The organism is Rossellomorea oryzaecorticis, from assembly GCF_038405515.1.
In the GTDB taxonomy this organism is placed as follows: Bacteria; Bacillota; Bacilli; order Bacillales; family Bacillaceae_B; genus Rossellomorea; species Rossellomorea oryzaecorticis_A.
The window spans coordinates 93,463-106,981 of the sequence record NZ_JBBYAF010000008.1; the positions used below are offsets into that span (position 1 = coordinate 93,463).

The 13,519-nt window shown below is 44.0% G+C and carries 10 protein-coding genes and 11 tRNA genes; 1 reads left to right on the plus strand and 20 read right to left on the minus strand.

Features of this window, described 5'->3' with window-relative positions; all coding sequences use genetic code 11:
• Positions 1-33 precede the first annotated feature (33 nt).
• The gene (locus AAEO50_RS06195; protein WP_341981633.1) at positions 34-705 is read left to right on the plus strand and encodes a B3/B4 domain-containing protein; all 672 of its coding nucleotides are present in this window, start codon (positions 34-36) and stop codon (positions 703-705) included.
• Between the two features lie 284 nt (positions 706-989).
• Here the strand turns inward: AAEO50_RS06195 and AAEO50_RS06200 are convergent, their stop codons facing one another.
• The 20 genes from AAEO50_RS06200 to AAEO50_RS06295 all read right to left on the minus strand — a co-directional run bounded on the left by AAEO50_RS06200 (position 990) and on the right by AAEO50_RS06295 (position 13,501).
• Positions 990-1,958 carry a sugar phosphate isomerase/epimerase gene (locus AAEO50_RS06200; RefSeq protein WP_341981610.1) on the minus strand — a complete coding sequence of 323 codons (969 nt, stop codon included), beginning with the start codon at positions 1,956-1,958 and terminating at the stop codon, positions 990-992.
• 12 nt (positions 1,959-1,970) lie between these two features.
• A complete protein-coding gene (locus AAEO50_RS06205; protein ID WP_341981612.1) occupies positions 1,971-3,011 on the minus strand; it encodes a Gfo/Idh/MocA family oxidoreductase in 1,041 nt (346 codons plus the stop codon).
• A gap of 16 nt (positions 3,012-3,027) precedes the next feature.
• Entirely contained in the window at positions 3,028-4,053 is a 1,026-nt protein-coding gene (locus AAEO50_RS06210; RefSeq protein ID WP_341981614.1) for a Gfo/Idh/MocA family oxidoreductase, read from the minus strand.
• Positions 4,054-4,066: 13 nt separating this feature from the next.
• A complete protein-coding gene (locus AAEO50_RS06215) occupies positions 4,067-4,792 on the minus strand; it encodes a ThuA domain-containing protein (protein WP_341981615.1) in 726 nt (241 codons plus the stop codon).
• Between the two features lie 13 nt (positions 4,793-4,805).
• Positions 4,806-6,383: a response regulator transcription factor gene (locus AAEO50_RS06220; RefSeq protein ID WP_341981618.1), complete on the minus strand. Its 1,578-nt coding sequence runs from the start codon at positions 6,381-6,383 to the stop codon at positions 4,806-4,808.
• Positions 6,364-8,175 carry a sensor histidine kinase gene (locus AAEO50_RS06225; RefSeq protein ID WP_341981619.1) on the minus strand — a complete coding sequence of 604 codons (1,812 nt, stop codon included), beginning with the start codon at positions 8,173-8,175 and terminating at the stop codon, positions 6,364-6,366. The genes AAEO50_RS06220 and AAEO50_RS06225 overlap by 20 nt, the downstream gene beginning before the upstream one ends.
• A 452-nt stretch (positions 8,176-8,627) precedes the next feature.
• Positions 8,628-9,905, minus strand: coding sequence for an ABC transporter substrate-binding protein (locus AAEO50_RS06230; RefSeq protein ID WP_341981621.1), 1,278 nt, complete (start codon positions 9,903-9,905; stop codon positions 8,628-8,630).
• A 70-nt stretch (positions 9,906-9,975) separates the two neighbouring features.
• Positions 9,976-10,803: a carbohydrate ABC transporter permease gene (locus AAEO50_RS06235; protein WP_341981623.1), complete on the minus strand. Its 828-nt coding sequence runs from the start codon at positions 10,801-10,803 to the stop codon at positions 9,976-9,978.
• Complete coding sequence (locus AAEO50_RS06240; protein ID WP_425383160.1) at positions 10,803-11,699, minus strand: carbohydrate ABC transporter permease; 897 nt, start codon at positions 11,697-11,699, stop codon at positions 10,803-10,805. The genes AAEO50_RS06235 and AAEO50_RS06240 overlap by 1 nt, the downstream gene beginning before the upstream one ends.
• A 725-nt stretch (positions 11,700-12,424) precedes the next feature.
• Positions 12,425-12,498 (minus strand) — tRNA-Gly (locus AAEO50_RS06245).
• Between the two features lie 3 nt (positions 12,499-12,501).
• Positions 12,502-12,585 (minus strand) — tRNA-Leu (locus tag AAEO50_RS06250).
• 7 nt (positions 12,586-12,592) lie between these two features.
• A tRNA-Cys gene (locus tag AAEO50_RS06255) sits at positions 12,593-12,666 on the minus strand.
• Between the two features lie 7 nt (positions 12,667-12,673).
• Positions 12,674-12,748, minus strand: a tRNA-Gly gene (locus tag AAEO50_RS06260).
• 7 nt (positions 12,749-12,755) lie between these two features.
• A tRNA-Gln gene (locus AAEO50_RS06265) sits at positions 12,756-12,827 on the minus strand.
• A gap of 39 nt (positions 12,828-12,866) precedes the next feature.
• Positions 12,867-12,942: transfer RNA gene (locus AAEO50_RS06270), tRNA-His, on the minus strand.
• 16 nt (positions 12,943-12,958) lie between these two features.
• Positions 12,959-13,032: transfer RNA gene (locus tag AAEO50_RS06275), tRNA-Trp, on the minus strand.
• A gap of 102 nt (positions 13,033-13,134) precedes the next feature.
• A tRNA-Tyr gene (locus AAEO50_RS06280) sits at positions 13,135-13,218 on the minus strand.
• A 10-nt stretch (positions 13,219-13,228) separates the two neighbouring features.
• Positions 13,229-13,304, minus strand: a tRNA-Thr gene (locus AAEO50_RS06285).
• Between the two features lie 15 nt (positions 13,305-13,319).
• Positions 13,320-13,395 (minus strand) — tRNA-Phe (locus tag AAEO50_RS06290).
• 29 nt (positions 13,396-13,424) lie between these two features.
• Positions 13,425-13,501: transfer RNA gene (locus tag AAEO50_RS06295), tRNA-Asp, on the minus strand.
• Positions 13,502-13,519: the final 18 nt, after the last annotated feature.

The following is a 13,519-nucleotide window of genomic DNA, read 5'->3' on the forward strand; positions in this document are numbered from 1 at the left end:
AAACTATTTGAAACGAAATGTGGAGGAAAAATAATGGAAATCACAATCGATTCTTCAATCTCTTCAACCATTCCGGATTTTAAAATAGGCATCATCCACTATCATGATATCGAAGTCGGCGATTCTCCTCAAATGCTGAAAGGGAGACTTCAGCTCTTTCAGGAATCAATCTTCTTTGATCTTCAGGACAAAAATGTAACCGATATCGCCGGGGTGGCCGAGTGGCGGGATGTATTCAAAAAAACCGGCAAAGACCCGAACCGTTATCGTCATTCGGCCGAAGCCCTTTTCCGCCGTATAAAAAAGCAGAACTATCTTGCCCCGATCAACTCGGCAATCGATTCCAACAACTTTTTCTCCTTACAGTATGAAGTGCCGATTGGAATTTATGATCTTGACCGGCTTAAGGGAGATAGCATCAAATTAAGAGTGGGAACGCCAGGGGAAACCTATACGGGTCTGAACGGTCGTGAAAATTCCCTGGAAAACTTGCTCGTGGCTGCCGATGATAGAGGTGCTTTTGGAAGTCCATTCGTCGATTCCGATCGTGCCCCAGTGGGAAATGCAACGAAGAACGCAGTGCAAATCATCTTCTTAAAGCCTTCCCTTCCTGAAGAAGAAGGTGAAAAACTGACGAAATCGCTGATGGAGATGTTTATAGGGATTCACGGCGGTGAAGGAACATATGAAGTCGTAAGCGGATGATTTTTGAAATTGAAAGCCGGAATCTCTGTCAGAAAGCAGGGATTCCGGCTTTATTTGTCTAAAAAGAGTGCTGAGGGTGGACAAAAACTTTTTACTCTACGAGAATTGGTGATTATTTTATGAGTTTTACGCATTAATCTACGTGAAAAGGCCATTATACTATGAGAAATCGGCAACAATCTATGAGAAAACAGAATTAATCTCTCGTTTTAACAAATATTGCAAACATTATCAACTTTTCAAAAAAAGGACCCCAAAAGGTCCTCTCCCCGATCTCAAAATCCCTATACCCACCACATATCCGCAGGCTGCTCCTCGATCAAAATCGATTTCAGATTTTTGACTGCACGCCCGAAGCCTTCTTCAATCGACATGATCGGATCTTCATGTTCGATGCTTACCACGTAATCGTATCCGAATGTGCGCAGGGCACTCATCATATCGGACCATTCCTGAAGACTGTGGCCGCAGCCTACCGACCTGAACGACCACGCACGGGTCTGGATGCTTCCATAAGGCTGCATATCAGTCAGACCATACATGTTAACGTTATCCTGATCAATGTATGTATCTTTTGCATGGAAGTGATGGATCGCATTCTCTTTCCCTAGGATTTTAATTGCCGCTACCGGGTCGATTCCCTGCCACCACAGGTGACTTGGATCCAGGTTGGCACCGATTGCTTCACATGTTTCCTCACGCAGCTTCAAGAGCGTGTATGGCGTATGAACAAGGAATCCTCCGTGCAGCTCGAGACCGATTTTCACATTATGCTCCTCTGCAAGCTGGCCCATGTTCTTCCAATATGGAATCAACTTCTCTTCCCATTGCCATTTTAAAATATCGCCATACTCGTTTGGCCACGGCGAGACAGGCCAGTTGGGATGCTTGGCACCCTCATGATCGCCCGCTGTTCCTGAGAAGCAGTTTACAACGGGCACGTTCATCAATCCGGCGAGCTTGATGGTCTTCTCAAGTGCTGCATGTGATTCTTCTGCAAATGCCGTATCCGGTGAGATCGGGTTGCCGTGACAGCTGAAGGCACTGATTTCGAGGCCGCGCGATCTCACCTTCTGTAAGTATTCATTTCGTTTTTCTTCACTTTCCAAAAGGGCGTCGAGGTCGCAATGAGCATTTCCAGGATAGCCCCCAGTTCCGATTTCGACAGCACTCAAACCGGCTTCTTTCACATAATCAAGCATTTCATCAAGATTTTTCTGAGAAAATAATACGGTAAATACACCTAATTTCATCTATGCTTCCCCCTATTTCAATATGATGCTTTGACGTGTTTCACTGCTTTTATAAATGGCATCGACGATTTGCGATACAGCCATTGCTTCTTTAGGCTTCACAATCAGCTCTTCAACGCCGAGACAGCTGTTGATGAAATTCTCTGCCTGTGGAAGACTCGGATCGTCTTCACCTGGGATCCAGTCAGCCTCGCTGTTCAGGAGCATTCCGTGCTTCATTTGATTGATGTGCAGCGGAAACAGATCGACACCGCCCGTTTCACCGGATATGCTCAAGCTTTCTTCATCGCTCTTCACATTGGCGGACCAGGATGTTTCAAAGAGCATCGATGCACCGTTGTCAAACTTAATATAAGCTGTCACGTGATCATCGACTTCAAAGTTCTCGCGGTCGAAGTCTCCCCATTGATTGACTTCTCCAGGCATTCTGCTCAGCTTGTTATAGGCAGTCCCTGTCACCTCGACAGGCTTCGGATTCCCAAGAAGCCAGAGTGACAGGTCCAGGAAGTGGCAGCCGTAATCGATGAGACTCCCCCCGCCCTGAAGCTCCTTGTTCGTGAATACGCCCCAGCCAGGCACCTTGCGCCGGCGGATCGCTCTTGCCCTTGCCACGATCGGCTCGCCGATTTCGTTTGCTGTGATGAATCGTTTCGCAGCCCTGGAATCTTTCATGAACCGATAGTGATAGGCAATCGCCAGTACTTTTCCCGATTCATCTGCCGCGTCGATCATTGCCTGGCATTCTTCAGGCGTCATTGCCATAGGTTTTTCACAGAACACATGGAGTCCGGCTTGCAGGGCTGTAATCGAAATTTCAGCGTGAAATTTATTCGGGGTACAGATCGTGACGGCATCGACATGAGCGAACATGTCGCGATAATCACTGTATACGTTTGGAATATCGAACTTCTCAGCCACGGTCCGGGCAGTCAATGCATTAATATCACTGACCGCTTCAATCGTGACCGTATTGGCCAATTTTTTATACGCAGGGATATGGCGGTTTTGTGCGATTCCGCCGACCCCGATGATCCCCATACGGAGCTTTGACATGATGCATCACCTCAGGTTACAGTTTTACGATTGTTTTTGTTTCATTTGAATCAAGTGCAGACAACACGACCTGCAGGGACTTCAATCCTTCACTTCCACTCACAGGCGGTTCGGTGTCCTTCAGCACGGACTGGACGTATTGATCAATCACACGTGAACTCGTCTGACCGCCGTCTTCATTCGTCTGGATGCCGCCAAGTTCATATCTCACCACTTCACCTGTCGCGTACTGAACAACAAGTGAATGAACCGGATCATCCTCTAAACGAAGGATCGCTTTTTCTCCATAGATAATCGTTGAATTGTCCTCTTTTGATACATACGACCAGCTGGCAGCAAGAGTCCCGATCGTCCCGCTTTCTGTCTTCAGTACACAGACCGCTGTATCATCCACATCGGCATTCTCCTTTGCACTCGTTTCTACAAAAGCTCCGACCTCCACGAATTCTTCACCCAGCACGTAGCGGAGCAAGTCGGTCTTATGTACTCCGAGGTCTCCCATCGCACCGATAAACGCCTCATCTTTCTTAAAGAACCAGCTGTCTTTCCCATCGGCACTCCATCCCTCGGGACCGCCGTGGCCGAATGCTGTACGGAAGCTGTAGATCTTTCCTGCTTCACCTTTTTCAATTAACTCCTTTGCTTTCTGGTGCGAAGGAACAAAGCGCTGATTATGAGCAATCATCAATTTCTTGCTGTTTTTTTCAGCTGCTGCAATCATATTTTCCGCTTCTTCGGTTGATGTCGCCATCGGCTTTTCACATAACACATGCTTCCCTGCGTTCAGTGCGGCAATCGAGATGGGGGCATGCAAATAATTCGGTGTACAAACGCTTACAGCTTCGACTTCATGGTTAGAAAGCAGCTCCTTATAACTTGTATAAGCTTCAGCTCCATACTTCTCCGCTGTCTTTTTAACGCGTTCTTCCACAATGTCACATACCGCAACGATTTCAACTTCTTTGTTGCTTGCATATTCAGGCAGATGGCGATGCTGGGCGATACTTCCACAACCGATGACACCAATTTTTAATTTACTCATTTTAATTCCTCCTTTAGTTAGCTCCCTTAATCTCTTCCAACGGCTTTGCGTTCCCGTATACGGGTCTCTTGCGTGCTACAGGCTTTGCCCATTCCACTGCATTGATGATCACTTGTTGGACTTCACGGTTGTAATAAGTCGGGTATGTTTCATGCCCTGGACGGAAATAAAAGATCTTTCCATTCCCGCGCAAATAGGTACATCCGCTCCTGAATACTTCGCCGCCTTCGAACCAGCTCACCATCACCAGTTGATCAGGTGCCGGGATGTCAAAATGCTCCCCGTACATTTCCTCTTTTTCAAGTTCAATATATTCCCCCAGTCCCGCAGTGATCGGGTGACTCGGGTCGACAATCCAGATGCGTTCTTTTTCATCGGCTTCTCTCCATTTCAGGTCACACGATGTTCCCATCAGTTCTTTGAAAATTTTAGAGAAATGGCCGGAATGGAGGACAATCAGTCCCATCCCGTCAAGGACGCGCTGCTTCACTTTTTCAACTACATCATCCGAAACTTCATCATGGGCGATGTGCCCCCACCAAAGGAGGACATCCGTTGAATTCAAAACCTCATCTGTCAGTCCGTGCTGCTCTTCATCCAATGTTGCGGTCCTGACGCTGAAGGATTCCTCACCCAGGAATGACGCAATCGTTCCGTGGATCCCTTCAGGATACACCTCGCGCACCTTTTCGCTTTTTTGTTCATGACGATTTTCATTCCATACTGTAACGTTAACCATGATTTGACCTCCATCAGTTTTGTTTTAGAAGAGACTGCCTGAATTCATTAGGCGTAATACCAACTTGCTTTTTGAATACTTTGCTGAAATACTTCTCATTTCCATACCCAACCCCATAGGCTACTTCATATATTTTGAGATATGGATTTTCTAATAGTTTCATAGCTTTCTTCATACGGATATTCGTTAAATAATCCGTGATCGTCAGCTTGTATTCCTGTTTGAACTTCCTTGAAATATATTCCCTGCTCAGAAAAAATGTATCGGCTATTTCCTGCAAGGTCACATCCTCCTGATAATGCTGATTCAAGTATTCTTCGATTCTCTGCATATTGTTTTTCTCTTTCTGATACTTCTTCGTTGTTAATGTTTCGACCAGGTCTTTAAATTCTTTCATCTTTTCTTCTTTGAACTTTTGAAGTGAAAATTCCCCGCCTTCACTCCAATAATCCACTCCCTGGTAAAAAGAAGACCGACTCTCAATCTCATATTCTTTCAACCAATTATTTCGAAGCAGTTCAAATTGATTTTCCCAAACCTGAATCTGCTCCATTGAGAGCGCATGCCTGGTTTCTAAAGCCTGAAAGATTTGATGAAGTGAGGATTCAACCCCGGCAGGACTCCCTGTACGAATCGTCCATTTCAGATCATTTGAATAGTCGAGTAAGTGCAGAAGCGGTATAGGTTTAGCTTCTTTGGCCGTTATGATTCTATCCGGATCCCTTAAGTCATGCTTTAAATATACTTCCAAAGAGGAAGCATAAGCCTCCCTCATGTTCAGTGATTTTTCACCTAGAGAGATTTTTATGCAGATCTTGCTGAATTGATAGATCAACGAATAAAGTTCATCCAGTAAAAACATCATGTTCTTATCGTTCCAGAAGAGAATGACAAGCTCTTCGTCTTTATGGATATTTCTGAAACAAACCCCATCATTATGCTTTTTCAGCAGCTCATTACAAATATTCGTCAGCGTAAAGAAGGCAAGTTCTTTATCTCCTTGAAACGATTTCATGACGATTGGCTTGATTGGCATGAGGGCAACAGTCTTTTGTTTTTTACTAAACCGCACCCCAAATTCATTTTCAATCTTCTCTTCTGCCGTATCGTGGAGACCTTGATCATTGCACAGGTTCGAAAACATCCTGTCCCAATAAAGAGGCTTCACTTCATTGATTACCCGGCTTTCCTCCACGAGGGATCTTCGTGAACGTGCCTGTTCCTTCCATTCCTTGACTGCTTTCTCCAAGGTTTCATTCAATACATCCGGTTCAATCGGCTTGAGAATATAATCAAAGCTCTTATAAAAAATCGCATTCCTCATATATTCAAAGTCATCATACCCGCTTACAACAATCGTTTTGCTTTTGATATCGGAAGCGTGCAGCCACTTTAAGAGACTGATACCGTCAAGCTTCGGCATCCTCATATCTGTAAAAATAATTTCCGGCCGGTGTTCGATGATCAGTTTCTTCGCCTGCTCCCCGTCCTCTGCCTCAAGGATGGTATGAATCCCGAATCGATCCCACTCCGCTAATAAAAGTAACCCTTCACGCACGTGTGTTTCATCGTCAATGATGATTGCTTTCATCCGCTTCACCTTCCATCTTTATTGGCAGCTTCATAGTAACCATAAATCCACCTTCCACATGGTTTTCAAGCAGTAAAGAGGCTTCATTATCATAATATAGCTTCAAGCGTACAAATACGTTCTTCAATCCAATGTTCGTTGAATCCCCGATTTTATTTAAGGCTGCCGCTTTAAAATGTTCATATACTTCCTTCAATCTTTCTTCTGACACGCCGACGCCATTATCCCGTATGGTAATGACGAGCTCATCGCCTTCTCGTTTACAGATGAGATCTACTTTGCCGATTCCATCACGAATATCAAAGCCATGCTTGAAGTAATTTTCAATGATCGGTTGAAGAATCATCTTGGGTACGTATGCTTCACTTACACATTCATCCACTTCAATGATGTAGTCGAGATTTTCCCCGAACCGTTCCTTTTGGAGAAGTAGAAAAGCTTTTGTATAACTGATTTCCTTATCAAGCGGCACCATATCTTCTTCCATATTCATTCCGTACCTCATGATTTTTGACAGATACGTAATGAGCGTATAGACCTGCGGAACTTTATTCTTTAACGCAACCGTTCCGATGGATTGAAGCGCGTTGTATAAAAAGTGGGGGTTGATTTGTGACTGCAGCACTTTTAATTGATTGTTTTTATTCTCAAGCTCAAGCTTATATTCCCGATTGATCAGTGTGTTGATCCGTTCGATCATCTGTTGAAACCTGAACCCCAGCAAACCGATTTCATCAGAACCGAATGACGGGAACTCAACATTCATATTCCCTTTTTCTACTTGCTGGATATTACGAAGAAGCACACGTATCGGCGACGTGATTTTAAATGACACGAAAAGCGTGGCAAGTACGACCAGCGTCAAACCGAGAATTCCAAATAGAATATTGATCTTCGCAACACTGAAGGCGCTTTCGTAAAGGTTCGCATAACTGACCCGTTTCGCAAGGATCCATCCTCCTGATGAAAGTGGAAGCTGATCATACATGATCACCCCATTGAACTCATCTTCTTTCCACTCCAGCACCCCGGCGAGTTCTTTTCCCTCAACGATCCGCTCTATCCACTTCTGGTTATTCTTATCATCCGATACATCAAGGTCCGAGCTGTAAATCATTCCTCCATGTGGTGTCAGAATATAGAATTCTTCCGTTTCGCTTGTATAGAGATTACGGCTTAAATCAATGATTTTCTCGGGTGATATCTCAAGGGATATGTAAGCAAGAACCTCATCATCCGGGATGTTCCTTAAGGCCCTGTGGAACGTGATGATATTTCTGGAACGCTTGATTTCATTTTCCTTCTGTGGATATGTCGGTTCAATATACATATTGTAGGGACTCCGCTGCGCCCTTAGAAATGCTTCTTCGTTCGCGTCCTTCCGTTTACTCGAGAAAACGACGGTAGAACGTTTCGTAGCTGAGATCACCCTGTCTTCTTCCGCAAAAGAAATCTTGACCCCATTGATTGTATCCCCTGTGTATAAAATCGTTTGTACCACATTCTTTACAATTCCGATCGTCAGGTAATCATTCCCCTGACCAGGGTTTCTCATATAGTTTATAAAATCAGGATTGTTATATAGAGATAAAGTCAAATCATTCAATTCATTGATATAACTCTCTAAATTAACTTTTCCCTGATATAACAAATTCCTGCTCTCTGAAACTACCTGATCTTCAATCGAATTCTTCGTGTACAAATATGTAATCACAATTGAGCTGCCAAAAGGTACAATGGTCGTTATCAAAAGGAGAACAATCAGTTTATTGCGGATACTGTTCTTTAACATGAGGAAAGGTACCTCCACATTTTGCTTATCCCTAGTATAATACCTACTTGTACATACATGAAGAGTTTTTTCGAAATAATGAAATTTTTCTAAAAAGGAGCTCTCTTTAAACACCGCTGTTGATTTCCTTGCAAGACTTCGCTTTCCGCGGGTGACCCGTGAGCCTCCTCGGTCGTACCTCCCTGCGGGTAGAAAAGCGGAAGGGCTTTGTTCAGAGGCGGGAGGCATAAGGCGAATCGGCCACGAAGGCGTTCTTTGCCTTCTTGGACGAGTTGACTTATGACATGTGCCTCTAAGCCCCGGAGCTGGACAAGTCTCACATTGGCCACTTCTCCCGCAGGAGTTCGTCTTGCACTCCAATCAACAGCTAGAACCAGTTTATATCTCCTGGAATTTACCTATAGAATACACAGAAAGCATGCCTTTTCAGACATGCTTCCGCTTATTCTGTTTTACTTCAAGTTATCCCAGGATTGCTGGAATCTCTCTAGTAAAGTATCATAGTCGATTTTTCCTGCAGCATATTCCTGGATTGCAGCAGCAAATTCTTTGTTTGCTCCATCCGGCCATCTGAACCAAGTCCAAGGAATCGTTTTTTCTTCTTTAGAATAGTCAAGGATTGACGTACCAAGGTCACCTAGTCCTGCAGGCTCGATATTATCAAATGCCGGGATGAAAGCAAATTCTTCAGTGATATAACGTTTTCCTGTTTCAGAAGAAACCATCCAGTTTAAGAACGTTTTTGCTTCTTCAAGGTGCTCTGAGTTTTTGTTTAACACCCAGTTATTCGGTACACCGACAGGAAGACTGTTTGCACTCTCTTCATTATTTACTGCAATAGGAAGGAAGCCCATGTTGATTTCAGGATTGATCTCAGTGATCATATTCTCCGTCCAGTTACCCTGCTGAAGCATCGCTGTCTCACCAGAAGCGAAAAGCGTTACCTGCGTGTTGTAATCGGTTGTTAATGGATTGTCATTAGCATATTTAAGCTCAGTATCAAGTACTTCCTTGAATTGCTTGAACTTTTCATTACCGACGATTTTTTCAGAACCATCATATAATCCTGCGATGAATGCTTCAGGATCATCCTGCTGCGCGAAAGGAATATTCAGTAAATGCTGCCCGATAATCCACCATTCGCCGTAACCCGCTGAGAACGGTGTGATTCCTTCTTTTTCTAGCTTTTTAGACGCATCCTTCAATTCATCGATCGTTTTTGGAGCTTCTTTGATGCCTGCTTTCTCAAATAAATCTTTATTGTACACAAATCCATATCCTTCAAGGTTTACCGGCATACCATACAGCTTGCCGTCTTCAGCAGTCATCGGAACTTTACCGATGGGAAGAACATGGTCCACCCACGGCTCACCAGAAAGATCAGCCAATTTCTCTTGCCAAAGCTCTAACTCTTTAAAACCACCGTTATTGAAAATGTCAGGCTCTTCACCGGAGGCAAATTTCGCTTTAAGCGCAGCTCCATAATCGGCTCCGCCGCCAACAGTTTCAAGTTTAACCTTAATGTTTGGGTGTTCTGCTTCAAATTCCTTGATCATCTCTTGAAGCTGATCGGCAATTTCCACTTTAAATTGGAACAAGTTAAGAGTGACGACATCATCTCCCGACTTTGAATCCCCGTCGCCTCCTGATGAAGTGTCCTTGGATGAACAACCGGCAATGATACCAAAAACTAAAATCAAAGACGTGAATAATAATACAATACGTTTCATAACTGGATTTACCCCCTTGATATAATCTTATTGTATATAAAGTTCTGCATGGAATACAGAACCTTTATATCTACTTAATGGACCCTGAAGCAATTCCTTTGATGATATGTTTCTGTAAGAACAGGAAGAAAACGATGATCGGCGCTATGCCCAGCACTAATGCCGCCAGTCCCATATCCCACTGCTTTGTATACTGTGCAAAGAATGAACTTGCAGCAAGCGGAATCGTCCGCAGCTCAGCATCCTGTAAAACAAGGAGAGGAAGCAGGTAGTCATTCCAAATCCAAAGAGTATTTAAAATGATGACTGTAACAGTGATCGGTTTAAGGAGGGGAAATACAATTCTCCAAAACACCCCAAACTGGCTGCACCCGTCAATCATTGCAGACTCCTCAATTTCAACCGGGACTGTTTTCACGAATCCATGATAAAGGAATAGAGAAAGAGGAACCCCGAATCCAAAGTACATGATGACAAGCCCCGGTATGCTGTTCGTGAGATTCAATGCGCCTCCAAGTTTCATAAGAGGAATCATCACTGTCTGAAACGGGATGACCATCGCAGATACGAAGATAACAAAGAGAATCTTGCTGAACTTGCCCGGTGTACGCACCATCTTCCAAGCAGCCATCGAACTGATAATGACTAAACCAATATTACTGGCTACAGTGATGACAAGAGAATTCCAGAATGCCCTTGGAAAGTTGATGATCTCCCACACCTTGGCATAATTCGAAAACATGAATTCTTTAGGCCACGCTGCAGCATCAATGAGAATGGCCGCAAACGGTTTGACAGAATTGATGAATACAAAGTAAAAAGGAATCAGGAAAAGGATACCAAGCGCAATCCCGATAATCTCAAGTACAAACGTCTTTTTTGTATACCGATTGCCCATTATGCCTCAACCTCCTTCTTCTTCGTCATCATCACTTGGAAGGTCGTAAAAATCGCTACGACAACAAAGAATAGAATTGACTTTGCCGTTCCCAGGCCATACCGGTTATTCTGGAATGCTTCCTGGTAGATGTTGATCGCAACAGACTGAGTCGAATTGAAAGGACCACCGCCAGTCAATGAGATGTTCAAATCAAATATCTTGAAGGCCATCGAAATCGTCAGGAAGAAACAAATCGTGAAAGCAGGAAGAATCAATGGAATAATTATCTTTGTCAACAGCGTCCAATTTGATGCCCCGTCAATCTTAGCAGCTTCCAACAATGAGTTATCCACCCCTTGCAAGGCCGCTACATAGATGACCATCATATAGCCGCTGATCTGCCAGGCAAACACAATGACAATCCCCCAGAAAGCCGTCTTTTCATCCCCCAGCCACGGCATTTTAAAGAACGCGATATCCGTCATGTTCCCAACAGAAGCAAATCCTTTTACGAAAATGAACTGCCAGATGAACCCTAATAATAATCCGCCAATGACATTTGGAATAAAAAACACCGTTCTTAGAATATTACGTGTTTTAAGTGCAGCATTTAAAAGCAATGCAAAACCAAAACCAATTAAGTTACTGATAATAACCGCGGCAAACATGAATTTCGTCGTAAACATAAATGAATTTAAGAACGTTTTGTCATTCGTAAAAATCTGTTTATAATTCTCAAAACCCACCCACTCGACAACAGAACTGACTCCATTCCAAGAAGTGAAAGAATAATAGACTCCCATTAAAAAGGGAAGAATCTGAATCACAAGGAAAAAGAGTAGTGCAGGTCCTACAAATGCAGCGTACGTCAACAAACTCTTATATTTAAATTTCCTTTTTGACACTGCCTTGATCTGTGCTTGGGTACTTACCGGTCCGGTCTTTATCGTTGGTTCCACACGTCTCACCACCCCTTTTTATGTAACCGCTTTCTTACATTATAAGGTGAAGTGGTTTTTATTTAGGTCAACAAAATTGACAAAGAAGGTGCAATATTTTGACTAGTTGAATTATTGATTGATTGTTGGATTTGGATATATGGCTTTTGATCATCCTGGAAGTGGGTTTTATGGGATGGAAGTGGGCTGGTTTTTCGATTGGCTTTTAAGGAGTAGAGTGGTGTGTGGAGTTGAAGATGGTTATTTTCTAACGAGAAGGTGGATGACGGTAACCAAAACAATTTGCATTGCTATTTAGCTGAAAAGTAGCTGAAAAGGCCTTAAATATAACAAAAGCGGAACAAAATTCTATAGTTTGACTTTCCCTTGGTGTAAATATCCCCTTGTGACAGACAGAATTCCAGTCATACTTGAGTAATCGCTCCAGTTTGTTACTAATTGCGCCGGAATCTCATTTATTGCGCAACTTTTTCGATAATTGCGCCGGAATTTTATTTATTGCGCCACATTCCGGATTATTGCGCTACTTAGAATTATTATAAAAAAGAATTGTCTCCCTGCAACTTGCTTGCTCCCACGAAATCACAGATCAATTCTTTACAATTTCAACAAGATCCTCTGGAACAAAGAAATGACAAAAAAGACTTCCTCACAACGAGAAAGTCTAAAGTATGTATGATTGGAGCGGGTGAAGGGAATCGAACCCTCATCATCAGCTTGGAAGGCTGAGGTTTTACCACTAAACTACACCCGCGAATGGTACCGGTGGCCGGGATCGAACCGGCACTCCAGAGGAACACGATTTTGAGTCGTGCGCGTCTGCCAATTCCGCCACACCGGCATTATTATGGAGGCGCCAACCGGATTTGAACCGGTGATAAAGGTTTTGCAGACCTCTGCCTTACCACTTGGCTATGGCGCCTTATAAATGGAGCGGAAGACGGGATTCGAACCCGCGACCCCCACCTTGGCAAGGTGGTGTTCTACCACTGAACTACTTCCGCAAATAAACTGGGCTAGCTGGATTCGAACCAACGCATGTCGCAGTCAAAGTGCGATGCCTTACCGCTTGGCTATAGCCCATTGATAATATATGTCACAGAATTGAAAATGTGACTATAATGGGGCGACTGATGGGAATCGAACCCACGAATGCCGGAACCACAATCCGGTGCGTTAACCACTTCGCCACAATCGCCATACTAAAATTAAATTGGCAGGGGCAGTAGGAATCGAACCCACACCAAAGGTTTTGGAGACCTTCGTTCTACCGTTAAACTATGCCCCTATGAAATATATTTTACACTTCGCTTGTAAGCTTAATGCTCAGCAATGCTGCACAATGTTTAAGGATGCTTATTTTACTACGCTGCCGCTTCGTAAAAAAGCTTGGTGGAGGGGGGCAGATTCGAACTGCCGAACCCGAAGGAGCGGATTTACAGTCCGCCGCGTTTAGCCACTTCGCTACCCCTCCATCTCTTGAGTGGTGCCGGCAAGAGGACTTGAACCCCCAACCTACTGATTACAAGTCAGTTGCTCTACCAGTTGAGCTACACCGGCACTAGGTGAAATAGATGGTGGCTCAGGACGGAATCGAACCGCCGACACATGGATTTTCAGTCCATTGCTCTACCAACTGAGCTACTGAGCCTTATTAATTTTAAGACCATTCAAGAAAAATGGCGGTCTGGACGGGACTCGAACCCGCGACCTCCTGCGTGACAGGCAGGCATTCTAACCAACTGAACTACCAGACCAGAGATTTTTGCGAAAGC

What these genes read in the sequence shown, in the direction of transcription:
- AAEO50_RS06225 (WP_341981619.1), bottom strand. Translation starts at nt 8,175, where the DNA reads ATGTTAAAGAACAGTATCCGCAATAAACTGATTGTTCTCCTTTTGATA.
- AAEO50_RS06200 (WP_341981610.1), bottom strand. Translation starts at nt 1,958, where the DNA reads ATGAAATTAGGTGTATTTACCGTATTATTTTCTCAGAAAAATCTTGAT.
- AAEO50_RS06220 (WP_341981618.1), bottom strand. Translation starts at nt 6,383, where the DNA reads ATGAAAGCAATCATCATTGACGATGAAACACACGTGCGTGAAGGGTTA.
- AAEO50_RS06235 (WP_341981623.1), bottom strand. Translation starts at nt 10,803, where the DNA reads ATGGGCAATCGGTATACAAAAAAGACGTTTGTACTTGAGATTATCGGG.
- AAEO50_RS06195 (WP_341981633.1), top strand. Translation starts at nt 34, where the DNA reads ATGGAAATCACAATCGATTCTTCAATCTCTTCAACCATTCCGGATTTT.
- AAEO50_RS06230 (WP_341981621.1), bottom strand. Translation starts at nt 9,905, where the DNA reads ATGAAACGTATTGTATTATTATTCACGTCTTTGATTTTAGTTTTTGGT.
- AAEO50_RS06215 (WP_341981615.1), bottom strand. Translation starts at nt 4,792, where the DNA reads ATGGTTAACGTTACAGTATGGAATGAAAATCGTCATGAACAAAAAAGC.
- AAEO50_RS06210 (WP_341981614.1), bottom strand. Translation starts at nt 4,053, where the DNA reads ATGAGTAAATTAAAAATTGGTGTCATCGGTTGTGGAAGTATCGCCCAG.
- AAEO50_RS06205 (WP_341981612.1), bottom strand. Translation starts at nt 3,011, where the DNA reads ATGTCAAAGCTCCGTATGGGGATCATCGGGGTCGGCGGAATCGCACAA.